The organism is Bradyrhizobium sp. 215_C5_N1_1 (genome assembly GCF_052075935.1).
Taxonomy (GTDB): domain Bacteria; phylum Pseudomonadota; class Alphaproteobacteria; order Rhizobiales; family Xanthobacteraceae; genus Bradyrhizobium; species Bradyrhizobium barranii.
In genome coordinates this window covers 3,979,581-4,002,506 of record NZ_CP197228.1, presented here as the reverse complement: position 1 = coordinate 4,002,506, position 22,926 = coordinate 3,979,581, and the positions used below count along the sequence as shown (strand labels likewise).

Genomic DNA, 22,926 nt, shown 5'->3' with positions numbered 1-22,926 from the left:
GCATGACGTTGGAAGTTGTGTGCGTATACGAGTAGCGTGAGCATGTGATGGCGTATGCGGCAACAGTCGGGGAGATGAATGCAGCGGTTCGCGCTGCGCCCGGCGTGCTGGCCATCCAGCGCGCGCTGGTGTGGCTGACCGGCGCCTCCGGCGCCATCGTCTTCATCGAGCCGAGCCCCTACGAGATCGTGACGCTGCTGGCCGCCGTCACCTTCTTCGCGACCGGTCTGCGCCTGCGGCTCGTGCTGATGCCGCTGATCCTGATGCTGGTCCTGCTCAATGTCGGCTACACGATCAGCGCGGTCCCGCTGTACGAACAGTCCGAGGTGGCGAGCTGGATTGCGACCTCCTGGTACATGGCGGTCACCGTCGTGTTCTTCGCGATGGTCACCTCGGAAGACACCGCGGCCCGGCTCGACATGCTCCGCCGCGGCCTCGTGGTCGGCGCGATGGTCGCCTCGCTGTCTGCGGTCGCCGGCTACTTCCATCTGGTTCCCGGCGGAGACGATCTCCTCACACTCTACGGGCGCGCGCGCGGCACGTTCAAGGACCCGAACGTGCTCGGTGCCTTCCTGATCCTCCCGGCGCTGTTCGCGCTCCAGAGCGTGGTCTCCGACAAGTTTGCCAAGGCGTTCCGCAACGTCATCGCCTTCGGCATCATGTCGCTGGCGATCCTGCTCGCGTTCTCCCGCGCCGCCTGGGGCGGATTGGTGCTGACCTCCGCCTTCATGCTGGCGCTGATGGTGCTGACCAGCCGCACCAACGCGCAGCGCTCGCGCATCGTCGTCATGGCGATCGTCGCCGCGGTGCTGGGCCTCGTGCTGATTGCGGTGCTGCTGTCATTCGATTCCACCGCCGAGATGTTCAAGCAGCGCGCGAGCTTCGACCAGAGCTATGACGAAGGCCGCTTCGGCCGGTTCGGCCGGCATATCCTCGGCGCGGAGATGGCGCTCGACCTGCCATTCGGCATCGGCCCCCTGCAATTCCACCGCTACTTCCCCGAGGACACCCACAACTCCTACCTCAACGCCTTCATGTCCGGCGGCTGGCTCTCCGGCGTCTGCTATCCGGCGCTGGTCTTCACCACCGTGATCATGGGTATCAGGCACATCTTCGTTCGTGTGCCCTGGCAGCGCGCTTATCTCGCGATCTTCTCCGCCTTCGTCGGCACCGTCGGCGAGAGCTTCGTGATCGACACCGACCACTGGCGGCACTTCTGGATGATGCTGGGCGCGATGTGGGGCATGATCGCGGCTGCGCAGGCTTACAAGATCAAGGACATTACCGTTCCGATGGAATCGGAACGGTAATGTCTGACTTTCTGTTTTGACGCGTTTTCTTGACGCGAACCGGTATCCACTTCGCTCGAAAACGCTCTAGCGGCGAAGCTTCTTCAGCTTGAGATCGGGCCGCTTTTCCGGCGGCGTGTCGAGAAGTCCCTTCAGTGCCTCGGTTGCCGCGAGCACGCCCTTGTAACCCTCCGTCGCGAAGCGCAGCAGCAGGCGCAGCTCTTCGTCGGAATAGGCGCCAAACACCTTCTCCATCGCCTGCTGCATCGGCACGTAGAGCTGGCCGATCTTCATAGCCGTCTCGGGCACGACGGAAATGAAGACCTTGCGGCGGTCTTGCTCGTCCCGCTCGCGGCGCACCAGCCCGGCCTTCTCGAGTCGGTCCACCACGCCGGTGATGGCGCCCGTCGTCAGCCCCGTGACCTCGGCAAGCCGGCCCGCGGTGACGCGTCCTTCGAGATAGAGGATGTCCATGCATTCGAGGTCGGAATTGGCAATTCCGGCAACGTTTGCAACCGTTTGGCCATAGAGCACGCCCTGCGCGGACGACCGCCGCATCGCCTCCTCGAGCTCCTGCAACAGCGCCGCGCGCGCCTTCGTCCTTGACAAGGCCGACCTCATATCTTAGTCGATATATATCTTAGCTACTAAGAGATTTAGCAACCGTAATTTCTCCTAGCACCACGGAAACGTCGGGAGCAAGCCATGTCCAACCGTCCCCGCAAGGCCCTGATCATCGGCGCCGGTATCGCCGGGCCCGTCACCGCGATCCTGCTACGCCGCGCTGGCATCGAATCCGCGATCTACGAGGCCTGGCCTTATTCGAAAGGTATCGGCGGCGGCCTCCAGATCGCACCGAACGGCATGCATGTGCTGGACGAGATCGGGCTCGCGAACGAGCTGATCAGCCGCGGCTCGATCGCTGAATCCTTCGACTTCTATTCGCAGAGCGGCGAACGGCTCGGCTCGATCAACCGCGACATGGCGCGGCGCTTCGGCCAGCCGGCCGTCAATGTCTGCCGCGCAACGTTGAACGAAATCCTGATCGACAAGGCCTGGTGCGCCTGCGTCTCGCTCTATTTCGAGAAGCGCCTGATCAAGATCGAGGACCGCGGCGACCAGCCGATCATCGCCTACTTCTCCGACGGCACCACGGCCGAAGGCGACTTTCTGATCGGCGCCGATGGCGTGCACTCGGTCGTGCGCCGCCAGGTCGTGCCGGACGGTCCGCAACCGTTCGACACCGGGCTGATCGGGTTCGGCGGCTTCGTGCCGCACGCCGTCCTCGATGGCAGGCCGATCGGCCGGCACGTCGAGACCACGTTCGGCAAGAGCGGCTTCTTCGGTTACGGCTATTGCAGCCCGGATCCGAACGACGGCGTGATGTGGTGGAGCACGCAGCCCGCGCACGGCATGGACGCGGCGATGTTCCGCGCGCTCGACCACGCGACGCTGAAGCAGCATCTGCGCGGCTTCCATCACGGCTGGCACGATCCGATCCCCGATATCATCGACGCGGCCGAGAATATCGTGGTCACCGACACGCTCGACGTCGCGACCTTGCCGACCTGGTCGCGCAAGCGCTCCCTGCTGATCGGCGATGCCGCGCATGCGACCAGCCCCCACGCGGGCCAGGGCGCTTCGCTCGCACTCGAGGATGCGATGCGGCTCGCGCGGCTGATGCAGGAGGGCCAGGAGCTCGGCGCCACCTTCCAGGCTTTCGAGGCCGAGCGGCGCCCGCGCACGGAAAAGATCGTCGCGATGGCGCGCCGCAACGGCAACAGCAAGCGCGAGTTCAGCGCCACCGGCGCATGGGTCCGCAATCAGATGATGAAATGGCTGTTGCCGCTGGGCTCGAAGAGCATGGAGTTCATGTACGCGTATGATGCGCGGGCGGCGTAGCGGCAATCTCACTGTCATCGCCCGCGAAGGCGGGCGATCCAGTACGCCGCGGCCTCTCGATTCAACAACACTGTCTCTGGAATACTGGGTCGCCCGGTCAAGCCGGGCGACGACACCGTCATTTAGGCACGCAAAAGCGCCTATCTCTCCACCTCAACCCTCAGCCCGGCGTGATCGACCAGCCGCTTGATCAGCTTGTGCTGCATCGCTGCGCCCGGCGTCCAGAGACCGGCCGGGACATCAGGCGTGTCGCGCAGCAGGCAGATCGCGCATTCGGAAACCATCTTCGCCGTTGAGGCATAGCCGGGATCGAGATCGCCCTTCACCGCCGCGCGCACCTGACGGCCGTCGGGCGCGATCGCGACATAGAGCACGTCGTAATGACCGTTGTCGCGCTCTTCCTTCGATGGCCCGTCGCCGGGCTTGAGCGCTTTGGGGCCGGTCTTTTCGCTATTGGCGGCCATGACGAGCTTCGCGTTGGCCTGCCCTTCGTCCCCCGTCCCCGTCAGCACCATCTCGTCGTAGACGAAATCGCGGCCATACGGGAATCCCATCAGCATGTTGGAGCGATGGACGTTGCGCGTGTTCAGCGTCGCCATAGCAAACGGGGCGGACCAGGATTGCAGGTCTTCCTCGAAAACGGGCTTGTTGCCGCGCGGCTGTTTCGGCCCCTCGAAGCCGGGCGTGAATGCGAAGGGGTCCTTGAGGATCGACACCAGGCTGAGATCCTGCGCGACTGCTTCGAAGGTGACCCTCGCGCTCGCCGAGGTGCCGCCGGAGAACTTCCAGCTGAGGTCGCGGACGCGCCCCTTGACGCGCGGCGCCGGCGCTCCGAACACGCGACGGGCTTCCTCCTGCACGAAGAACGCACCGAGCTCGAACGGGATGGAATCGAAGCCGCAGGAGAACATGATGCGCGCGCCGCTCGCCTTCGCCGCCGCGTCATACCTGTCGATCATCTGCTTCAGCCAGATCGGCTCGCCGCAGAGATCCATATAGTCGGTGCCCGACGCGACGCAGGCGGCAAGCAGATCGGAGCCGTAGAGCTGGTAGGGACCGACAGTGGTTATGACCAGCTTCGCCTGATCGACCATCGCCCGCAACGAAGCCGGATCGGCTGCGTCCGCCACGATCAGCGGCGTGTCAGCGGGTGCGCTGATCGCATCGCGAACGGAGGCGAGCTTGTCCCTGCTGCGCCCGGCCATCGCCCATGTCGGCGCGCCGTCACCGGCATAGCTTGCAGCGAGATATTCGGCGACGAGCTGGCCGGTGTATCCCGTCGCGCCGTAGACGACGATGTCGAACTTCGCGGACACGGACCTTACGCTTCCACCTCGAACGTCAGCCCAGCATTGTCCCGCAGGCGCTTGATCAGCTTGTGCTGCATCGCCGCGCCCGGCGTCCAGAATCCGGCCGGGACGTCTGTCACATCGCGCAACAGGCACATCGCGCATTCGGAGATCATCTTCGAGGTCGAGCCGTAACCGGGATCACGGTCGCCGGTGACGCCGGCGCGAACCATGCGGCCGTCGGGCGCGATCGCGACATAGAGCAGGTCGAAGCGGCCGTTCTCCCGCTCTTCCTTCGAGGGCCCCTCGCCCGGCTTCGGCGCGTTCGGACCGGTCTTCTCGGCGTTGGCTGCCACCACGCGCTGCGCGTTGGCTTCGCCCTTCTCGCCGGGACCCGTCAGAACCATCTCGTCGTAGACGAAGTCCTGGCCGTAGGGAAAGCCCATCAGCATGTTGGAGCGATGGACGTTGCGCGTGTTGATCAGTGCCATCATGAACGGCGCGGCCCAGGATTGCAGGTCATCCTCGAGCAGCGACCTGTTGCCCTTTGGCTGCTTCGGGCCGGTGAAGCCCGGCGTCAACGCGAACGGATCGTTCAGGATCGCGATCAGGCTGATGTCCTTTGCGACCGCATCGAAGGTCGCCTTCGCGCTCGCCGCGGTGCCGCCCGAGAGCGTGCCGCGCATGTCGCGCACGCGGCCTTTCACACGCGAGGCCGGAGCGCCGAACACGCGCTTGGCCTCTTCCTGCACGACAAACGCGCCGAGCTCGAACGGCACGGAATCGAAACCGCATGAGAACACGATACGCGCGCCGCTCTCTTTGGCGGCCGCCTCGTACTTGTCGATCATCTGTCGCATCCAGATCGGTTCGCCGCAGAGATCGAAATAATCGGTGCCGGTGGCAACGCAGGCAGCTAACAGTTCCTCGCCATAGAGCTGATACGGGCCGACGGTGGTGATCACCGACATCGTCTGCTCCGCCATCGCCTTCAGCGAGGCCGCGTCCGATGCATCCGCGACAATCAGCGGCGTATTCCCGGGCGCGCCGATCGCATCGCGTACCGACTTGAGCTTGCCGAGGCTACGGCCTGCCATCGCCCATTTGAGCGCGTGGTCACCCTTGTAATGCTGAGTCAGATATTCGGCGACGAGCTGGCCGGTGAAACCGGTCGCACCGTAGACGACGATGTCGAATTTCGCTGAGCTCATGGTCGACCTTTATTTCTTCGCGTAACTCACGCCCATGCCGGCGCGGACGTCGCTTTGAATCCCATAGGGCGGAATCGGATAGCGCAGGCCGTTCTTGGCCAGCGCCTTCATGCCCTCGATCGCCTTGGCGAGATGCGAGGGCTTCAAGGCCATCAGCATCTCCTCGTCCGGCACGCCGCCATAGCGCCGTTCGGCATAGCATGGCAAGGACAGGCTGGGCTCGCCGGTTTTCAGCGCCCGCCCCCAAGAATCCGCGCAGGCGGTCTCACCGACCACCCCCCATTCGAACTTCTTGTAGCCGGTATATTGCAGCCCGTTGATCAGGATGATCATCTGCCCCGGCGTCGCATAGACCAGGCAGATGTCGGGCGGATCGAGCCGCCCGCTCGCGAGCGGACTGACCGCAAGCGCCTGATACTGCCCGAACGGAACCACGTCCAGCGCCTCCTGGCGCTTGCGCGCGTCCTCAGCGGTGCCGTGCCAGACCCCGACATAGTTTTCGCCGGCGAGCCATTTTTCGTCCTGCGGCGCAAGCCCGATCACGGCGCGACACTGCGCACCGACAAGATCGTCGGCGGTGATGCCGACCGTCCAGCCCAGACGTGCAGCCATGCTGACGATCTGGTCGGTGGTGTGGACCGCGTTCGGCCGCCGGATTTTCGGGATCGCCTCCATGTCGGCAGTGCGCGCGAACAGCTTCATGCCGATCACCGTCGTCTTCAGCCGCAGCAGGCTGTTGAGGTCGGCGACGAGCCCGGCAAGATCGATCCTGTCTTCGCTCTGCTGCTGCATGGCGTCCTCCCGACCGGCGATCGCGCGCCGGTACTCTGTTCTTGTTTTGCGGCCCTCGTTTTAGTCCTTGCCCGGCCCCGGAAGCAACTCGCCGGTCCGCCCCATGATGCGATACGCCAAAAGGCCGATCCATTCGCGCACGGCGACGTCGGTCTTGCCGAGACCATCGGCCCCATTGCGGGTGAAGGCGAAGAGCCCGTCGCGCCCGCCCATCCGCCAATCCACCGGATAGGCTTCGACGTCAAACCCGGCCTTGCGGAAAATCCCCATCGCGCGCGGCATGTGGAAAGCCGACGTGACCAGAAGCCAGCGTTCGCCCGGCTTCGGCGTCACCAGCTGCTTTGTGAAGATCGCGTTCTCCCAGGTGTTGCGGGAGTCGCGCTCGAGGATCAGACGCTCCTTCGGTATGCCCAGGCTTTCCAGGATCGGCGCGGTGTAGTCGGCCTCCCTCGCCTCCGTCGCGACCAGGTTCGCCGAGCCGCCGGTGAAGACGATACGCGCGTTCGGATAGCGCCGCGCGAGGTCGGCCGGCGCCAGCATGCGATCGGCCGCGTGCGCAACCACGGGCGTGCGATGCGCCGCCGACAGATCGGTATCGATCGAGCCGCCGAGCACGATGATGCCGTCGGGGGCGCCCCGCGACGGGTCCCACGCCGGGAAACGCGACTCCAGCGGATAGAGCAGAAGATTGCCGATCGGCGAGAACGCGACCAGCGCCAGCAGCACCAGCGTGGTCACGGCGAGCTTGCGGCCGACCGCAGCAAACCGCGTCGCCATCAGCAGCAGCGACAGGATTCCTAGCTCGATCAGGAGATTGATCGGCAGCAGAGCGGTGCCGAGGGTCTTGGAAAGAACGAAATACAGGGGAGCCTCGCTGGAATGATCGTGCCGGGCTTGACCGGCCCGTCCATCTTCAGAAATCTTCTTGAAAGAGGATCGATCGCCGGGTCAAGCCCGGGCATAACAGGTTCTCATGACGAGTTCTGATGAAACCGATTGGACGCGGCCAATGACCCATCACCACCTGCATTCAAGCCCCGAGACCTGCCATTGGGGCTTCTTCGAAGCCGCGCTCAAACCCGTCCTCACCGTCAAAAGCGGCGATGAGGTGACGGTCGACACCATCAGCGGTGGGCCCGACATGCTGCCCGACCGCACCAAATTTCACATTCCGCCGGAGATGTTCGAGGTTCACGCCAAAAACGAGCGCATGCTGCCCGGCCACATCCTCACCGGCCCCATCGCAGTCGAGGGCGCCGAGCCCGGCGACGTGCTCGCGGTCGAGATCCTCGACGTCCAGCTCCGGCAGGATTGGGGCTGGAACATGATCAAGCCGCTGTCCGGTACCCTGCCCGACGATTTCCACGAAACGCGCATCCTGAACATCCCGCTCGACCGGTCGCGGATGGTCGGCCGCATGCCCTGGGGCCTCGATCTGCCGCTCAAGCCGTTCTTCGGCGTGATGGGCGTCTCGCCGCCACCGGCCTGGGGCCGCATCTCCTCGCTCGTGCCGCGCGCGATGGGCGGCAATCTCGACAACAAGGAGCTCGGAGCCGGTGCGACGCTCTATTTGCCGGTGTTCGTCCCGGGCGCGATGTTCTCCTGCGGCGACGGCCATGGCGTGCAGGGCGACGGCGAGGTCTGCGTCACCGCGATCGAGACCGCGCTCCAGGGCCGCTTCCGCCTGACGCTGCGCAAGGACCTCAGGTTCGACTATCCGCGCGCTGAGACGGCAACGCATTACATGACCATGGCCATGGACCCCGACCTCGACCAGTGTACGGTGCGCGCGCTGCGCGACATGATCGTGCTGCTCGGCGAGACGCGAAACCTGTCGCGCGAGGACGCCTACACGCTGTGCAGCCTGGCCGCCGACCTGCGGGTGACGCAGACCGTCAACGGCTGCAAGGGCATCCATTGCATGATCGAAAAGGCGATCGTGCACGGCTAGCCACACCCGCCTGCCCGGACCCGTCTCCACTCCGCCTCCGCTCGGCATCCCGCGCGGCGCGCGGCGCTGCGCCTGATTTCCCGAGCGATTCCAATGAGCTGAAACACCGGTCTTGCCCGGATTTGACTCCCACCCCTGAACCTAAATAGAGTCTTAATCGTTACTTTTATGTACCCGAGTAAGAGGCTAGCGTTCGGGCCATGGCCACCGAAAAAGCCGAGACTGACCGCATTCCCGTAACCTTGGCGCTCTCGACCATCACCTATCTGGAAAAACTGGTGAGACAGGGCACCCACGGCACCAGCGTTCCCGGCGTCGCACGCACTCTGATCGAGGAAGGCATCCGTCTCGCCATCAAGGACGGCCTTTTGTCGATTCGCGACAACGGCAGAACGTGAGGGCGCGCCGGACGTGAGGCGGACGGATCTCGAGAGGCGGATGGCCGACATCTGCAACCTGGGACCGTTACAATGCCTGTTCTCTCACCAACTTCTTCACCGACTGCTTCTTCACCGACTTGGACCAACGAACGAATTGAGCTTCTGAAGCAGCACTTCGAGGCCGGCCTCACCTGCAGCGAGATCGCTGCCGACATCGGCGTCAGCCGCAACGCGGTGATCGGCAAGCTGTCCCGGCTCAATCTCACGCGCGGCAGGACGAGCGACGAGCGCAAGCTCGAGCGGAGCCTCGCGCCGCGGCGCGGGACGAGAGCCGTACCGCGGCTGCAATATGAGATGCTCGCCACGATCTACGGCGACACCGACACACCTGTGGTCGCGGGTCCGATCGACGATGCCAACCGCTGCTCGCTGCTGGAGCTCGCCGAGAATCGCTGCCGCTGGCCGATCTCGACGCCGGGCGCAGACGACTTCTGCTTCTGCGGCAATACCGCGCCCGACGGCCAGTCCTACTGCGTCGGCCACAGCCGCCTCGCCTACCGGCCGAACTCGCGCGCCCGTGTGATGCGCGGCTGAAGGAAAATCCCAAAACGAAAAACCTCCGGCGGGGCATCACCGGAGGTTTCTGGAGGCTTAGCATGAAGCTAAGAGCCGTGACTTTCGTAATCGGCTGAAAACAAGATAGCTGATCAACTCAGGTAAGTAAATAAGTTTGAGGGCGATCGATTCGCATAGCTCGTCTTCGTCGTTTGCAACGTGTTGCCGGATTTTCCGAAGGCCGCTTTCATGAAAAAGCCCCGGCGGTTTCCCGCCGGGGCTCTATCAGATCGGAACGGTCTTCAGCTTACCAGTTGCGCTGGGCGCGCAGCAGCAGGCTGTAGGTGTCCTGGTCCTTCAGCTCGTAGGTTGCCGCAGGCTTGGCAACCGACGCCAGCGCCGGGGTGGTGATCACGCCCGAGTACTTCTGGTCGAGGTGGCTGTAGACGAAGTCAGCCGAGAAGGTCAGGTTCTTGACCGGCGTCCAGCGGGTGATGACGCCGATCTGGCCGATGTTGAAGTCCGGGTTGCAGGTGCCGGTCAGCGAGGCGAACGCAGCGCTGCCGCAGATCAGGCCCTTCGCCGTGCCGCTGTAGTTGACCGCAGCCCACGCGCCGTAGAGCGCCGTATTCCAGTACGGGTTCCAGTTGTGGGTGTAGGCACCACGGAAACCGTAGGTCTTGGTCAGCTCGAGCTGGCCGTTGGGACCGAACACCGCGTCAGACACGCCGGCAAAGCCGATGCTCTGATACGCGCTGCCCGAACCGCCGAACATCGAGTAGCTGGTCGCCGCCAGCGACTGGAAGTTGTAGCGGCTCGCGCCGTCGGTATAGACGCCCGAGATGTTGATCACGTCGCCAGCACCGGTCGGGATGTTCTTGATCTGCAGAGCTAGCTGAACGGCCCAGCCCCACTTGTCTTCCGGATGACCGGTGACTTCGGACGCGCCGTAGTAGGCGACGTGGTTGTCGTGCGCAGCCACCGACGCCTGGAACAGGCCCCAGGCCTGGTCGACACGAACCATGCCGACGATGTCGGGCGACCTAGTGCCGCCGATATCGTTCGAGCCGTAAGCACCGCCGAGGACGCCGCTGGTGGACATGCCGGCGGTGTTCCAGATGTTGGTCGTGAAGAACTGGGTCTGGTCCTGCGCCGAAACGGTCGCGGTCACGCCCTGGCCGAAATCGGCCGTGTAGGTGAACTGGGCGACGCCGTTCACGGAGCCGCTGCCACCGACGAGCTGGTCGAAGTTGTTGCCGGGATAGTTGGTCCAGGGCGCGTCGAACTGCGACACGGACTTACCCATGGTGAAGCCGGCGAACTGGATGAACGCATAGTAGACGCCGAGCGTACCACCCGAGATCGTGCCCGAGCTTGCGTTGTTCGGCGCAGACACGCCCGTGCTTCCGAGTTGCGAGTAAACGGTCGCGCCTGTTGCCGAGCCGCTTCCCGTATAGTTATCGGTCGTCCAGGTGAACACCGCGTCAAAGTAAGTGCGAACCACCCCGTACTCAGTCGCGGTACGGGTATCGATGTTGAGGTCCTCGCGAGCGCGCGCCAAATAGTAGTTCGACAGGCGGTTGTTCGCGCCGGAAACACCGTTGTAGGCGGCGCTGTAGTTGCCGCCGGCATTGAGCGCGACTTCAGCACGCAGATAGCCGCCGAGCTTGATGCAGGTGTCGGTGCCCGGGATGTAGTAGAAGCCCGCGCCGTAGAGCGAGCAGATCTTGACGTACTCGACCGCCTTGGCCTTGACCGGAAGATCGGCCGCTTGTGCTCCGCCGACGGCGATCAGACCCGCCGCAGTGCCGAGCAAAAGGCTCTTCACCACTTTCATATAAAACCTCCAAGTTGCTCATTTTACGGAGACCGGACCGTGAGGCCCCCCAGATCCCCGTCTTTTCAAATCCGCTCGGCCGCTTCGCGCTTTTGGACACACCCGCATCGACGCGAGGGACGTGAGCGAACCACCTGCAACGGGACGATTGAGTACCCCCCACCGTCACGGGCCAATATGCCTGCGCCGTTCCGCTAATCAAAATAGTTTATTTAGTCAGCTTTGTTGTTTCACTAAACCTGTGCCCCGCGCGCAACACCGCGAGTGAGGGAATATGCTGAGCTGATCATCTTTGTAGTTTTAGTGACAAAATTACCCTGCTCTGCACTTGCGTCAGGGCAGACTTGCGTGGACTATGGCCGTGCAAGACACCGGCCGGAAAAGAATCAGATCACGGGAGTGACGCTGTGTCAGCGACCAGGAAGGAAGGGGCGCGCCTCCGCTCCATCGGCAATCTCGATATCATCAGGCGTTTCACCTGGGAAATTTCGTCGATCAACATGTATCTGGAGGAGTTGCGTCAGTTCTGGGCGAGAACGCTGGGCATCAGCGGTCCGCAATGGCTGATCCTGATGGCGATCTCCGACCTCGACAAGGACGACGGCGTGCCCGTCAACGTGGTCTCCAAGCTGCTCCACGTCGATCCGTCCTTCGTCACCACCCAGTCCAAGCTGCTGGAGAAGAAGGGCCTGCTGCGGCGGCGGCCCTCGCCGACCGACGCCCGCGTGGTGCGGCTGTCGCTGGTCGAGAAGACGCAGAAGCACATCGCAAGCCTCAACGAGCAGTACAAAACGATCCGCGAATTCGTCTTCCAGGAATTCGACGAGAACGAACTGACCGAATTCACCGGCAAGCTGGCGACGCTGAAGACCCGGCTCGAAAAGGCCTGCGTCAGGATATCCCTCGACTACTAAAACATGATCCGGAAAAGTGCGAAGCGGTTTTCCGAAAAGATCATGCCCAAGCAACAACCTAAATCGCGATGACGATTCATCCCAATCTCATCGCGCTTTAAGACAGCAGGCGGCGTTCAGATCCGCCGCCCCGTGGCGCCCAGTTGCGATTCCAGCCAGTCGAAGATGTATTCGTTGGCAAGGCTGGGATTGTCCGCATGGGCCTGCGCCGCGCCGGTCTCCTGCGCGGTGAACACCTTCAGCACGATGTCGGAGCTGCCGAGTCGCGACTTCTGCACGATCTGGCGCGCCCGGTCGGCCTTGAGCCAGCCGTCCTCGCCGAGCGTGATCAGCACCGGACAGTCGACGCTCGAGGCCATCAACGGCGCCGACGGCACCGGGACGATGCTGAGGTCGCTCATCGCAAAGCGGCTGGCGAAGAAGGATCGTTCGTGCAGGTCCCACAGACCGCCGTCGCAGACGGCCGCGGCGAGCCTCGGCTCCTGCAACACCGCGCGCGCGACGAAGGAAGAGCCCCACCCGTCGGCCACGATGGCGACGCGATCGAAATCGACGTCGCGGCGCGTCTCCAGATAATCCATGACGCTGGCAATCGAGCTCTCGAGGTCGCGGCGCTGCAGGAGCGTGTCGGTATAGTCGTCACGCTGGTCGCCGAGCAGGTCCAGCGCGAGCATCGACAGTCCGCGTTCGCGCGCATGCGGCGCGAGCTTGAACAGGAATTCTTCCTTGCGGTGTCCGGGCTCGCCGATGCAGATCACGGTCGGAGCCCGCTTGCCGGCCGGGGACGCAGGCAGGAAATAGCCTTGCAAAACGTGTCCGTCATCGGCCCAGGGAATCGTGACGACCTCGCCAGCCGGACCGCGCGCGGTGAGGAAGCGGCGCGCGCATTCCTGCATGGCGAGCACCGCGACCCAGCGGCGCTCGTCGGCCTGGTCCAGCGGCATCGCGGCCGCGCCGTAGTAATTCATTGCCCGCAGCCAGTTGCGCTGCGCGGTCGCCATGTGGCCTTCCGCGAATGCCGCCTCGGCACGCTGCCGGTTGGCTTGCGCTAGCCGCTTCCACTCGCGGTGCCAGGACTGCTCGCCGCCCTGCTTGAGCTGCCGCGCGATCATCAGGCATTCTGCGATGGTGGCGCCACCCTCCTGCGCCGCGGTGAGGAGCCGCGTGAATTCAGCGGAAATATCCTCTCTCTCCGGGCAGAGGATCCAGTCGTCGGAGAGGCATGCGGGTATCATCGGAGCTACGCTTTATGATGGCGTTACCCCTGATGGACTAAACTATTTTGGTTCACCAACCAAGCTGCCGTGCGCCGAATGAGACCCGTTTCACATCACCATCGCTTGAACATTGCTTGAACGACGGAGCATGTCGCATGCGTGACATTCCAAATCGTCATAAGGCGTCGGAAAGTGGCAAGAGGTGGCACGTAAAGTTACCTGCGTAACATGTAAATTACCTGTGTAATAATACGTCCGCACCTCTTGCCATGATGGTCGTCATACCTAGATACGCGGACGTTCGTTGATAGTCTCAGCCAAACCGAATCAACCGAGCCGCCAGCCAACTTCCTGCGTAAAGCTTTCATAGAAGGCGCGGTCGTAGGCCTGCTCCGGCGTTGCGCGCACGCGTTCGTCAAGGCGCTTTGCGTCTTCGCCCACAAGAATGCGCCACCGGTCCGCCTTGACCCCGTCGAGGATGATCTTCGCGGCCTGCGCAGCCGTCGTCGGCGCGTCCTCGAGGAAGCTGCGGGCGCGTTCGGCGAACGCAGCCTGGATGTCCTCGTCCGACATCTTGTCAGCATCCGGCACGCCAGCCGCGACCATGCGCTTGCGGGTCAGCGCGACCTCGTCGGCATTGAGCCGCTCCGACCCGTCGGCGCTCTGCACCTTGCGCGAATTGGAGACGATCGAGGTGCCGATATGGCCGGGCATCACCACCGAGCATTTGACGTGCGGCGCGTGCAGGCGGAGGTCGTTGATCAGCGCTTCGGTAAATCCCTTCACCGCGAACTTGGCCGAGCTGTAGGCGGTGTGCGCCTGTCCCATGCCGATCGAGGCCCAGAAGCCGTTGACGCTCGCGGTGTTGACGATGTGGGCCTCGTCCGCCGCCACCAGCATCGGCAGGAAGGTGCGCACGCCGAGATAGACGCCGCCCCAGCAGATGTTGAAGGTGCGCTCCCACTGCTCGCGCGTATTGGTGAACAGGCTGCCGCCGCCACCGATGCCGGCATTGTTGAACAGGAGATGGATCCGGTCGGTCTTCTGCTGCTCGGCGAGCTCATCGCGAAACCGCTTGAGATGGTCCTCGATCGAGACGTCGGCGACATGGGTCGTGACCCGCAGGCCCTGCGGCAGCTTCTCGACCTCGCAGAGCCGCTTGGTCTCGGCCATCGCGGCTTCGGAGACGTCGCACATCGCGACATTGCAGCCCTCCGCGACGAGCTGCCGTGCGAGCTCGCGTCCCATCCCCGTGCCGCCGCCGGTGATGACGGCGATCTTTCCTGCAAAATCCTTCATGGGACTTCGGTCCCTCCCCTTGTCGGTATGTTTCTTCACAGCTAGCGCCGCGCATCGCGGCGCGCGCAAAATGTAGCAGCGCCGCATCCGCAGGTAAAAGCGGATCGGCGCTGCAATTGGACATCGATAATTTCGGCCGGCGGACTATTCGGCCGCTTCGACACGCACCCCGTTCAACGCGCCGAGTGCCTCCAGCGCCTTGCGGGTGGCGGCCTGCTGCGCCGGCGAGGCCTCCGGCATCGGTGCGCGCGGATAGGTCCTGGGCAAGCCCTGGAGCGTCTGGGCGTAACGCGTGCAGGCCGGCAGATTGTCGGCGATCACGGCGTTCCACAGCGTCAACAGCTTCTTGTGCAGGTCGAGCGCGCGCGGATGGTCGCCCGCCTTCACCGCATCCCACAGCGCGACGGAGGCATGCGGCGCCGCGGTCAGGATCGCGGCGATCGAGCCATGGGCGCCGAGCGTGTAGGACGGATACATGAGGGCATCGACCGCGCTGTAGATCAGCTTGTCCGGCGCCATCATCATGAGATCCGCGAACAGCTTGAGATCGCCCGCGCTCTGCTTGACGCCGACCACCAGCGGCACCTCGGTCATGATCCGCACCAGCAGCGCCGGTGACAGATAGGACCACGGCACCACGTTGTAGATGATGATGGGCATGCCGGTCTCGTCCGCCATGGCGCGGAAGTGCGCGACCATCGCCTCGTCATCGGGCTTGAACAGATAATGCACCGGCGTGACCTGGAGCGCTGCGACATTCATGTCGCGCACGAGCTTGCCGCGACGGATCGCATCGCGCGTGGAGTCCACGATGATCCCGGCGATCACGGGAATGCGTCCCTTCACCGCCTCGACCGTCGCGGCCATCAGGTCGCGATATTCCTCGTGATCGAGCGTGTGGCCCTCGCCGGTCGAGCCGCCGGCCGCGACGCCATGCGCGCCGGCGCCGATCATCCAGTCGACCTGGGGCGCCACGAGCCCAAGGTCGATCTCGCCGTCCTTCCGGAACGGCGTCGTCATCGGCGGGATCACGCCGGTCGGTCGTGCCTTCATGGTCTACCCTCGCGTTTCCTTTGGTCCTGCGGCGGTCCCGCTCTCTTGACGAGTATCCGCCCGCTTTCGAGCCTATCGGCTGCGCAGGCCTTGTGAAGGGGCGCTTCGCGCGGCGCTGCCCCCACAATCGCTCATTCCTGCGATCCTTCCTCGCCCTTTTCCTTGGGGATTCCCCGTATTTGCCCGGCTTCGGTTTAGGGGTAATTTTTTTACAATCCGAATCACCAAATGGAGGTGGACGCTGGGTCGAGTCGGCTAGGTCAGCGTGTTGTTTGTGTCACAGGCTCTGGCACTCCGCTTGCATCCTCTTCGTGGTCTGAAACTACCGATGAGGTGACAGGAATGTTCGTGACCGTGGTTGCCGTGCTCTGCCGGCTGAGCGCAGCCAGCTCAGGCAGTTGCATCGAGGAAATCGTGACCGACAGCAACATGACGCCCGAGATGTCGATGATGCAGTGCGCGATCGGCGCACAGGCCCCGCTTGCCAAATGGATGGGCGAGCATCCGATCTATCACGCCAATTGGCGCCTCGAGCGCTACAAATGCGTGCCGGGTCACTACGAGATCAAGGGCCACGCCTAAGGCCCCGCAAGACTACGGATGAGGAAACGCCCCGGAGGTAGCCTGGTCTCTCCGCGCGGGCACCGCTAGCGCCAGACCCCATTGCGGCGGCGCGCCCCTGTGACGACGATCACGCCTTCCCTTTAAGCCACTGCACGCAGAATGATCGCACGCGCCTGTCGCCCTTCCGGCGTCGGCATCAGCGCGAAATTGTGCGGCTGGTCACGGAGCAGATGCAGCTCGACCGGCACGCCCGCCGCCCTCGCGCGCTCCGCGAGATCGACGCTATCGGGATAGAGCAGATCGCGCGTGCCCGAGAAGATTGTCATCGGCGCGAGCGAACGGAAGGCGCCGTTGAGCGGGCTGACGAAGGGATGGCCGACATCGAGCTCGCCGGCATAGAGCCGCCCCGCCTCAATGATCCCCGGAATGTCCTGGATCGGATCGCGGCCTGCGATCTCGACCTGCTCCGGACGGCTGACCGATGCATCGGCCGCCGGCGAGATCAGCATCAGCCGGCCCGGCTGCCGATGCCCGCGGTCGCGCAGCCACTGGCAGGCAGCGAGCGCCAGTCCCGCGCCGGCGGAATTGCCGACCACCGTGACCTTTGCGGGCCCGACATCCTCCAGCAGCATCCGCAACAGTTCGGCCGTCGCCGGCACGAGATCCTTGGCGGTGGCATGCGGCGCAAGCGGATAGATCGGCACCACGCAGACGACGCGCGCCCTGCGCGCCATCTGGCCGACGAAGCGCCAATGTGCCGGCACGATCTCGTTGATGAAGCCACCGCCGTGCAAGAACATGACGTGGTTGCAGCCCTCATGGCCAGATGATGGCGCCGTGTAATAGACCGGCCATCCGCCCATCTTGGTCAACGTCACCTCGACGCCGCGGCCCAAACCCGTCGGCTCGTAGGAGGCCGGCTGCAATGCGAGTTTCTGCACATGCGCCTGCACGGCCTCGGCCGAGGCAAGGTGCTTCTTGAACGGAAGCTGCCGCAACAGCGCGTTGAAGCAACGGCTCTGCAGGCTCGGCGCGGGATCGCCGGGTGGCCGCATCCCCAACAGCCGGCCGCCTGGACAAAACTGGAAGGCCGATGCGATCTTTGCAACGCTCATGTCAGGTCTCCTCCAGACCGGGCTCTTCGTATGGGCACGAAAAGGCTTGTGTCGACCGCCGCCACATGCGGATATAATGCGAGCATTCGCTCGCTTTTCCTACTCGCATTCGGATCACAGGCCCATGGCGCGCAAACCGCCGACAAAACCCCGGAAAAATGCCTTGCAAGCGCGATCGCGCGCCACCGTCGACGCGCTGGTCGAGGCAACCGCTCGCATTCTGGTCCGCGAAGGCTTTGAGAAAGCCAGCACCAACCGGATCGCCGAAATCGCCGGCGTCAGCGTCGGCTCGCTCTACCAGTATTTTCCCAGCAAGGAGGCGCTCGTCGCCGCCGTGATCGACCGTCACAACGAGGAGATCATGGGCATCGTCCGTGCCGCCCTCACCGAGGTCGCCGACCTGCCGATCGACAAAGCCGTGCGCCGCCTCGTCACCGTCGCGATCGAAGCCCACCGCATCGATCCCAAACTACATCGGGTGCTTGCCGAGCAGATCCCGCGCACCGGCTAGCTCAAGGACGTCGAAGCCTTCAACCGCGAGGTCCACACCCTCGTGCGCGCCTATCTCGAAAGCCGCCGCAACGAGATGCGCAAGATCGACCCGGGACTGGCGACCTTCATCTGCGTCAGTGCGATCGAGGCGGTCGCGCACAACACGGTGCTGAACCAGGCCGAGATGCTCTCGGAGAAGATGGTGAGGACGCTGGTGGATGAGACGACACGGATGGTGGTGGGGTATTTGAGGTAGTTTGCGAAAACGTCGCCTCATGCCCGCTCTACGCGGGAGAGCGGGCATCCTGCTAAGCAGTTGATTTATCTGCGGGCTGCATTGAGCCGAGCCCATGGCCATGAGTTTTCCATTTTTGATGGCGATCAATTCAGCTTTCCTATTGAGGACAAAACATATGCCCAAGAAAAATTGCCTGATAGTCCATGCCGCCGGAAGACAGCTCGACCTACTGCGCGGAGAGGCTTCCCGCATTGCGAAGGCGAACAAGGTCGACTGGTGGATCGATCGTGCCGACGTCGGCACACTTTTTTGCTTTGAAGACGCAAATGCTACAGATGCCTTCGCTCGCACCTGCGACAACTTCGGAGTCCGATGCCAAGACGGCTAGCTCAAAAACCCCGCCGACTTTGTGAGCCGGCGGGAGTTGAGTGAATACCTACGAAAACCGGCCCATCGCCAAACGCGCGTCGGACGGTGGGGCCGTTCCGGGTGGATGGCGAGACCTTGAGGAGGTCCAGATTCGCCACAGACCGATTTTTCAATCTCTCCCTTGGAGAGTCGTTCCTCAGACGCCGCGATGCCAATATTTTTGTGATCTGGCGCAAAAGGAAGGCCCCAGCCAATGGGGAAGACCGGGGCCTTCACAGGCCTTGCGATGGATCACACGCAAGACCGATCGCAGGATAGCTACAGGAGCGCTCGTTCCTCCTGCGGAACCAATCTCGACCCAAGTTGGCTGCAACTCCAGATGAGTCGCGAGAGCCAGCATTCCAGCAGCCAAATCGGGGCTAGAGTGTGTCCGAAGTTGAACTAGACGCGGGCGAAACCAACGTGCTGAAGCCGCGATCCAACTCGAGTGTTTCGCAAATCATCGTTTCTTCGTAGGCCGAACCCGCGGCGAACGACTAGGGCGCGTGGGTGAAGATATCCACTCGTCGATTTCGTCTGGCTCTACTCGCCACGAAGGCGAGACGCCATCGGCTGTCCGGGCTGTGACACGGTATCGGCGCTTACGGAGCTTGGCTGCCAAATTCTTCGCGCCATCTTCGTCTCGACATTCAATAGAAAAATTACCGTAACAAACAACCCAGCGCTTTCGACTTACTTTTCGTTTGGATCGCGCTGAACGCTCCATCTAAGGGACCCCGTGAGTCCCCAAGCCCGTCCCAATATCAAGACTCCATTCTTACCAAACCGTTTAAACTGGACCGCGACCTCGCCAAGGGCAGCGGGCTACCTACCCATCCTAGCAACCCCCGACGCAAGACATGAGGCCTGGTGAACTTCATCAGCAAGATGTCATTCAATCACCTCGTCTGCGCGGCTCAGAACGGAAGTTGGAAGCACCAGGCCGAGCGCCTTCGCAACCGGGAGGTTGACTACCGTGAAACTCGCGCGGCGCGCACGCTACTTGCTTGCCGCCATGACAGGTTACACATCATAGCGCGGGGAGAAGACAACTCCGCTCCGGACGTCGCGCCTCCCAAGTCCCTGCGACGCAATGCATTGAAGCAGCTGCCGTGAATATTCCCCCGTCCAACAGGCTGGCATGGTGACATCATGCCCCTGTTTTGCCCGACGCGTCAAACCACTTCGGAAAAACATAATTCGCCAATGGGTTCGCTACTGTGCATGGGGTTGTTTTCGACATTTTAATTTTCCGCCCCCAGAAGCAGCCGCCCGCTACCGGTCGTCGCGCATGCGTCACGCAGCGGGAGCAGACTCCACGCCGACGGTCAATCCACGGATGAGTTGGAAAAAATGGTCGGAGCGAGAGGATTTGAACCTCCGACCCCTAGTCTCCCAGTTATAAACGACCTGTTTTATAGCCATTCCTGACGTTGGATGAAACGTAGAAAACCCCTACAAATCCAACACAATCAAACCAATGACCACTTGCCTTTTTCGGAGCAATAGCCAGACTGCTGGCTACATACTGGCTATAAATTTGGTGGGGCATGGCCAAGATCAGGATTTCGACCGATAGCGTAGCCGCGCTGATGAAGTCTGCGGTCCCGAATAAAACAACCTTTTACTTCGACGATGAACTGGCTGGCTTCGGGCTCTATCGCACCACCACGGGCACGGGCACATATTTCGCCGAATTCCGCCCCGTAGCCGGCGGCAGCAAGAAGCGATTGAAGCTGGGCCGGGTCGGCACCCTGAAGGCCAATGAGGCCCGCGAGGCGGCCCGTAAGGCGATTGCTAACGCTGCACTGGGAAAGGACCTTGCTCAAAACCGAAGCGACGAGCGGGCCAGCCTGACGGTTGAGGAACTGGTCTCAAAATACATCGAGGAATACGTCGCCGAGCACAAAAAAGCGTCCACCGCCGGCCTTTACCGCATGCTGCACAAGAAGCACGTTAAGCCTCGGATGGGCTCAACCAAGGCAGTGGTGCTGACACGGGTTGATGTACAACGCGCGCACGCCCTGATGTCGCGCGAGGCCCGCGTATCCGCCAATCGGGCAATCAAGCTGGTGTCTGCGGCCTACGGCTGGGGCTCACGCCACGGTCACGTGCCGGAAGGCATGAACCCGGCGTCCGGAGTCAAGTTAAACGAGGAAGAGGGTCGCGAACGCTTCCTCACTACCGCCGAGCTGCTGGCGATCGGCAACGCCATGATAGAGGCCGAGACCGTGGGCCTGCCGGTAGATGCAGGGGACGCCAAGCATGCACCTGTGGGGCAGCTTGTGAAAATGTCACCTTATGCCACCGCGGCCGTCAGATTGCTCATGCTCACGGGCGCTCGCTTGCGGGAAATTCTGCACCTGCGCTGGGTTGAAGTTGATCTGGACCGCGGTGTGTTGCGGTTGGCCGACAGCAAAACCGGCAAGAAAACGATTTACCTACCGACCGCCGCTCTCGACATCATCAAGTCCCTGACCAGGCTGGGCGCATTTGTGATTGCCGGCGAATCGGCCGGGACTAAGAATGAGAAACCGCGCGCAGACCTGAAGCGCCCATGGACTGCCATTTGCAAGCGGGCTGGTGTGAGCGGCGTCAGGATCCACGACTTGCGGCATAGCTTTGCCAGCGTTGGAATCGGCGACCAGATGGGCCTGCCGGTTATCGGTACCCTCCTCGGTCATGCCGATCCCAGCACGACGCAGCGTTACGCTCACTTGGCTGACGAGGCGGCGCGCCGGGCGGTGGAGGCCATCGGCGGCAAGATCGCTGCTGCACTGAACGGGAAATAGCGCGAAGGAGACTGACCATCCGCAAGGGTTGCGGCGCACCTACGTAGACTGACGTCGCTCGCTTTCAGCCGTGTTCGCAGCCCTCAGAAGCTCTTCGATGTAGGCGGCGATGTCGCCAATCGCCGCCCGCAAATCGGCCTCCGAAATGCCCTGCCCTTTGGCAGCTCCGATGAGACGCCGCGTTAGTTCCGCCACATCCTGCGACGCGCCCGCAGTCCGGTACTGCTCGACAGCGTGGATGCTGTTCTCAGCCCAGAAATCGATAAACTCGCGGGCCTTGTCTGACATGTGACGTCCCCTGCTGGTGCACGCTTAGCGCGCTTCCGGGGAAAGCGGTAGCCCGCCCCAGCTTCGCGACTGGAGCGGGCCTCGGCGGCGCGGGCTCGATGGGTGTCAGGTACGACCGGCCGCCGATGATATAGTTTAGCGCAGCAATCGCCAGTTAGCTTTGCTTCCCCTGCATGCAGGCTCGCACAAACTCTCTCTTGGCGCGACCTTGTCCCTTCATTATTCCGCCTGCGCTCGAAAAGCCGCGTTCGGTAGCGAGCTGCCGGCACTTCTCCCATTTTTGCGGGTTGCGAAGCGCGCCCTGCTGAGCCTGTCCAACGGCGGCGGTCAGAACCAAAGCAACAAAAGCAATCAAAATCAGCTTAGTCATTCCGGGACCCCTCCTGAAATATTTACTGAAAAATTGCTGTTCGATTTTAGCATGGAATCCGCAATATCAGCAGAAGACAAAGCTAAGTAGCACAATAAGCCCGCCCCAACTTGCGCTGAGGCGGGCCAGTGACCTTTCAGCTACTGACGGATGCCGAGCGCAATGATCTCGTCGTCTGAAGTCCGCTTGGCCCACGCAGCGCGCGCACACTCCAGCCTCAGCGCGCCGTCCGGATCGTGCCGCGCAGCCCATTTGTTGAGGTTGCTCACCGAGGACTCCCCGAGATGGATGTGAAGAGCGTAAACGACGGGGTCGCAGCCCGCGTCTCTTAGGCCGGTATAGTAGGTCTTTGCACAGAAATGCGTGGAGAGATCGATACCCGCGCTAGCATTAAGATCTAAGTCAGTCATTTACTTCCACTGTCGTCCGGCTCATTTGACTGCCCTATTGGAAGTTGGCTAAATCCACATCACCACGTAGACCCTTTGACTTTGCTGATGATCTAACGGTGTTTCTCCGACGTTCGAAGAAAAAGATCGAGGCTGGCGCGGCTGAAATGGCGCTATTGATCAAGATCGAAAGACTGCTGGACGAATGGTCTCGCCGATTCTAGCGCGCCCTGGTCTCGCCAACTCAAACTGGAGTGAACGATGCGTTGCGCAGTCTGCGGGAAACTTGCTGAGCCGCTACCGAAAACTCATGACGGCGATGGTTTTCACTGCGCTGCATGCGGAGATTATGTGGTCTCTGGGACCGTCATCACTTCCAGATGGCTGGAGGGGCGGTCACCCACCGAGCGGCTGAAAGCGCTAGAGAACGCGAGGCGTCAAGCCCAACCCGGCAAGCTTCCAGTGATTACCACCTACTCGCTTTGACGATCGCGCGTTAAGCCGTACGAGTTACGCAAGAGCAAGCCGCGTGAGCCGATCAATGATATGCCGCTCTAACCCAAGGGCGACTCGGACTGAAG

Annotated in this window: 23 protein-coding genes and 1 pseudogene; 11 read left to right on the top strand and 13 right to left on the bottom strand. The window is 62.7% G+C overall.

Annotated features, from left to right (window positions below; genetic code table 11):
• Positions 1-47 precede the first annotated feature (47 nt).
• Positions 48-1,310 carry an O-antigen ligase family protein gene (locus tag AB7G19_RS19265; protein WP_354112942.1) on the top strand — a complete coding sequence of 421 codons (1,263 nt, stop codon included), beginning with the start codon at positions 48-50 and terminating at the stop codon, positions 1,308-1,310.
• Positions 1,311-1,376: 66 nt separating this feature from the next.
• On the opposite strand, the gene AB7G19_RS19260 is transcribed toward AB7G19_RS19265, so the two are convergent.
• A complete protein-coding gene (locus AB7G19_RS19260; protein WP_063986329.1) occupies positions 1,377-1,847 on the bottom strand; it encodes a MarR family transcriptional regulator in 471 nt (156 codons plus the stop codon).
• A gap of 147 nt (positions 1,848-1,994) precedes the next feature.
• Here AB7G19_RS19260 and AB7G19_RS19255 point away from each other — a divergent pair, with 147 nt between their 5' ends.
• Complete coding sequence (locus AB7G19_RS19255) at positions 1,995-3,191, top strand: FAD-dependent monooxygenase (protein WP_063982932.1); 1,197 nt, start codon at positions 1,995-1,997, stop codon at positions 3,189-3,191.
• Positions 3,192-3,331: 140 nt separating this feature from the next.
• Here AB7G19_RS19255 and AB7G19_RS19250 read toward each other — a convergent pair whose 3' ends face one another.
• The 4 genes from AB7G19_RS19250 to AB7G19_RS19235 are packed head-to-tail and all read right to left on the bottom strand — an operon-like array spanning position 3,332 to position 7,260.
• Positions 3,332-4,507 (bottom strand): saccharopine dehydrogenase family protein, encoded by a 1,176-nt coding sequence (locus tag AB7G19_RS19250; RefSeq protein WP_354112943.1) that lies wholly within the window; start codon positions 4,505-4,507, stop codon positions 3,332-3,334.
• A gap of 5 nt (positions 4,508-4,512) precedes the next feature.
• Complete coding sequence (locus AB7G19_RS19245; protein WP_166097032.1) at positions 4,513-5,691, bottom strand: saccharopine dehydrogenase family protein; 1,179 nt, start codon at positions 5,689-5,691, stop codon at positions 4,513-4,515.
• Positions 5,692-5,700: 9 nt separating this feature from the next.
• Positions 5,701-6,483: a DUF169 domain-containing protein gene (locus AB7G19_RS19240; RefSeq protein WP_354112944.1), complete on the bottom strand. Its 783-nt coding sequence runs from the start codon at positions 6,481-6,483 to the stop codon at positions 5,701-5,703.
• 60 nt (positions 6,484-6,543) lie between these two features.
• Entirely contained in the window at positions 6,544-7,260 is a 717-nt protein-coding gene (locus AB7G19_RS19235) for a YdcF family protein (protein ID WP_223154008.1), read from the bottom strand.
• A 232-nt stretch (positions 7,261-7,492) separates the two neighbouring features.
• On the opposite strand from AB7G19_RS19235, the gene AB7G19_RS19230 reads away from it, so the two are divergent.
• The 3 genes from AB7G19_RS19230 to AB7G19_RS19220 all read left to right on the top strand — a co-directional run bounded on the left by AB7G19_RS19230 (position 7,493) and on the right by AB7G19_RS19220 (position 9,408).
• A complete protein-coding gene (locus tag AB7G19_RS19230; RefSeq protein ID WP_063982927.1) occupies positions 7,493-8,434 on the top strand; it encodes an acetamidase/formamidase family protein in 942 nt (313 codons plus the stop codon).
• Between the two features lie 200 nt (positions 8,435-8,634).
• A complete protein-coding gene (locus AB7G19_RS19225; protein ID WP_007603456.1) occupies positions 8,635-8,832 on the top strand; it encodes a hypothetical protein in 198 nt (65 codons plus the stop codon).
• A gap of 72 nt (positions 8,833-8,904) precedes the next feature.
• On the top strand, positions 8,905-9,408 hold the full coding sequence (locus AB7G19_RS19220; RefSeq protein WP_063982926.1) for a GcrA family cell cycle regulator: 504 nt from the start codon (positions 8,905-8,907) through the stop codon (positions 9,406-9,408).
• Positions 9,409-9,676: 268 nt separating this feature from the next.
• Here AB7G19_RS19220 and AB7G19_RS19215 read toward each other — a convergent pair whose 3' ends face one another.
• Positions 9,677-11,206 (bottom strand): porin, encoded by a 1,530-nt coding sequence (locus AB7G19_RS19215; protein WP_063982925.1) that lies wholly within the window; start codon positions 11,204-11,206, stop codon positions 9,677-9,679.
• Between the two features lie 407 nt (positions 11,207-11,613).
• Between AB7G19_RS19215 and AB7G19_RS19210 the strand changes: the two genes are divergently transcribed.
• Complete coding sequence (locus AB7G19_RS19210) at positions 11,614-12,120, top strand: MarR family winged helix-turn-helix transcriptional regulator (protein WP_028152624.1); 507 nt, start codon at positions 11,614-11,616, stop codon at positions 12,118-12,120.
• Positions 12,121-12,236: 116 nt separating this feature from the next.
• Here AB7G19_RS19210 and AB7G19_RS19205 read toward each other — a convergent pair whose 3' ends face one another.
• The 3 genes from AB7G19_RS19205 to AB7G19_RS19195 form a co-directional block, all read right to left on the bottom strand.
• Positions 12,237-13,355 (bottom strand): alpha/beta hydrolase family protein, encoded by a 1,119-nt coding sequence (locus AB7G19_RS19205; protein ID WP_063982924.1) that lies wholly within the window; start codon positions 13,353-13,355, stop codon positions 12,237-12,239.
• 309 nt (positions 13,356-13,664) lie between these two features.
• On the bottom strand, positions 13,665-14,636 hold the full coding sequence (locus AB7G19_RS19200; protein ID WP_063982923.1) for an SDR family NAD(P)-dependent oxidoreductase: 972 nt from the start codon (positions 14,634-14,636) through the stop codon (positions 13,665-13,667).
• 144 nt (positions 14,637-14,780) lie between these two features.
• Positions 14,781-15,689 (bottom strand): dihydrodipicolinate synthase family protein, encoded by a 909-nt coding sequence (locus AB7G19_RS19195; RefSeq protein ID WP_028152627.1) that lies wholly within the window; start codon positions 15,687-15,689, stop codon positions 14,781-14,783.
• A 342-nt stretch (positions 15,690-16,031) separates the two neighbouring features.
• Between AB7G19_RS19195 and AB7G19_RS19190 the strand changes: the two genes are divergently transcribed.
• Positions 16,032-16,271 (top strand): hypothetical protein, encoded by a 240-nt coding sequence (locus tag AB7G19_RS19190; protein WP_028152628.1) that lies wholly within the window; start codon positions 16,032-16,034, stop codon positions 16,269-16,271.
• 122 nt (positions 16,272-16,393) lie between these two features.
• On the opposite strand, the gene AB7G19_RS19185 is transcribed toward AB7G19_RS19190, so the two are convergent.
• Positions 16,394-17,368: an alpha/beta fold hydrolase gene (locus AB7G19_RS19185; protein WP_354112945.1), complete on the bottom strand. Its 975-nt coding sequence runs from the start codon at positions 17,366-17,368 to the stop codon at positions 16,394-16,396.
• Positions 17,369-17,531: 163 nt separating this feature from the next.
• Between AB7G19_RS19185 and AB7G19_RS19180 the strand changes: the two genes are divergently transcribed.
• From AB7G19_RS19180 to AB7G19_RS19165, 4 genes and pseudogenes are all read left to right on the top strand, one after another.
• Complete coding sequence (locus AB7G19_RS19180) at positions 17,532-17,879, top strand: TetR/AcrR family transcriptional regulator (RefSeq protein ID WP_441268015.1); 348 nt, start codon at positions 17,532-17,534, stop codon at positions 17,877-17,879.
• Between the two features lie 18 nt (positions 17,880-17,897).
• A pseudogene (locus AB7G19_RS19175) lies at positions 17,898-18,116 on the top strand (TetR/AcrR family transcriptional regulator); the annotation flags it as partial.
• 94 nt (positions 18,117-18,210) lie between these two features.
• Positions 18,211-18,486 (top strand): hypothetical protein, encoded by a 276-nt coding sequence (locus tag AB7G19_RS19170; protein ID WP_223154006.1) that lies wholly within the window; start codon positions 18,211-18,213, stop codon positions 18,484-18,486.
• Positions 18,487-20,056: 1,570 nt separating this feature from the next.
• Entirely contained in the window at positions 20,057-21,298 is a 1,242-nt protein-coding gene (locus AB7G19_RS19165) for a tyrosine-type recombinase/integrase (protein ID WP_283016699.1), read from the top strand.
• Between the two features lie 39 nt (positions 21,299-21,337).
• On the opposite strand, the gene AB7G19_RS19160 is transcribed toward AB7G19_RS19165, so the two are convergent.
• From AB7G19_RS19160 to AB7G19_RS19150, 3 genes are all read right to left on the bottom strand, one after another.
• Positions 21,338-21,586, bottom strand: a complete 249-nt coding sequence (locus tag AB7G19_RS19160) for a hypothetical protein (RefSeq protein ID WP_283016700.1) — start codon at positions 21,584-21,586, stop codon at positions 21,338-21,340.
• A gap of 154 nt (positions 21,587-21,740) precedes the next feature.
• Positions 21,741-21,956 (bottom strand): hypothetical protein, encoded by a 216-nt coding sequence (locus tag AB7G19_RS19155; RefSeq protein ID WP_208088241.1) that lies wholly within the window; start codon positions 21,954-21,956, stop codon positions 21,741-21,743.
• Between the two features lie 140 nt (positions 21,957-22,096).
• Positions 22,097-22,225 carry a hypothetical protein gene (locus AB7G19_RS19150; RefSeq protein ID WP_283016701.1) on the bottom strand — a complete coding sequence of 43 codons (129 nt, stop codon included), beginning with the start codon at positions 22,223-22,225 and terminating at the stop codon, positions 22,097-22,099.
• Between the last annotated feature and the right edge of the window lie 701 nt (positions 22,226-22,926).

Coding starts and splice junctions, on each gene's coding strand:
- AB7G19_RS19265 (WP_354112942.1), top strand. CDS start 48: ATGGCGTATGCGGCAACAGTCGGGGAGATGAATGCAGCGGTTCGCGCT.
- AB7G19_RS19260 (WP_063986329.1), bottom strand. CDS start 1,847: ATGCGGCGGTCGTCCGCGCAGGGCGTGCTCTATGGCCAAACGGTTGCA.
- AB7G19_RS19255 (WP_063982932.1), top strand. CDS start 1,995: ATGTCCAACCGTCCCCGCAAGGCCCTGATCATCGGCGCCGGTATCGCC.
- AB7G19_RS19245 (WP_166097032.1), bottom strand. CDS start 5,691: ATGAGCTCAGCGAAATTCGACATCGTCGTCTACGGTGCGACCGGTTTC.
- AB7G19_RS19240 (WP_354112944.1), bottom strand. CDS start 6,483: ATGCAGCAGCAGAGCGAAGACAGGATCGATCTTGCCGGGCTCGTCGCC.
- AB7G19_RS19235 (WP_223154008.1), bottom strand. CDS start 7,260: ATGGCGACGCGGTTTGCTGCGGTCGGCCGCAAGCTCGCCGTGACCACG.
- AB7G19_RS19230 (WP_063982927.1), top strand. CDS start 7,493: ATGACCCATCACCACCTGCATTCAAGCCCCGAGACCTGCCATTGGGGC.
- AB7G19_RS19225 (WP_007603456.1), top strand. CDS start 8,635: ATGGCCACCGAAAAAGCCGAGACTGACCGCATTCCCGTAACCTTGGCG.
- AB7G19_RS19220 (WP_063982926.1), top strand. CDS start 8,905: ATGCCTGTTCTCTCACCAACTTCTTCACCGACTGCTTCTTCACCGACT.
- AB7G19_RS19215 (WP_063982925.1), bottom strand. CDS start 11,206: ATGAAAGTGGTGAAGAGCCTTTTGCTCGGCACTGCGGCGGGTCTGATC.
- AB7G19_RS19205 (WP_063982924.1), bottom strand. CDS start 13,355: ATGATACCCGCATGCCTCTCCGACGACTGGATCCTCTGCCCGGAGAGA.
- AB7G19_RS19200 (WP_063982923.1), bottom strand. CDS start 14,636: ATGAAGGATTTTGCAGGAAAGATCGCCGTCATCACCGGCGGCGGCACG.
- AB7G19_RS19195 (WP_028152627.1), bottom strand. CDS start 15,689: ATGAAGGCACGACCGACCGGCGTGATCCCGCCGATGACGACGCCGTTC.
- AB7G19_RS19190 (WP_028152628.1), top strand. CDS start 16,032: ATGTTCGTGACCGTGGTTGCCGTGCTCTGCCGGCTGAGCGCAGCCAGC.
- AB7G19_RS19185 (WP_354112945.1), bottom strand. CDS start 17,368: ATGAGCGTTGCAAAGATCGCATCGGCCTTCCAGTTTTGTCCAGGCGGC.
- AB7G19_RS19170 (WP_223154006.1), top strand. CDS start 18,211: ATGGCCATGAGTTTTCCATTTTTGATGGCGATCAATTCAGCTTTCCTA.
- AB7G19_RS19165 (WP_283016699.1), top strand. CDS start 20,057: ATGGCCAAGATCAGGATTTCGACCGATAGCGTAGCCGCGCTGATGAAG.
- AB7G19_RS19160 (WP_283016700.1), bottom strand. CDS start 21,586: ATGTCAGACAAGGCCCGCGAGTTTATCGATTTCTGGGCTGAGAACAGC.
- AB7G19_RS19155 (WP_208088241.1), bottom strand. CDS start 21,956: ATGACTAAGCTGATTTTGATTGCTTTTGTTGCTTTGGTTCTGACCGCC.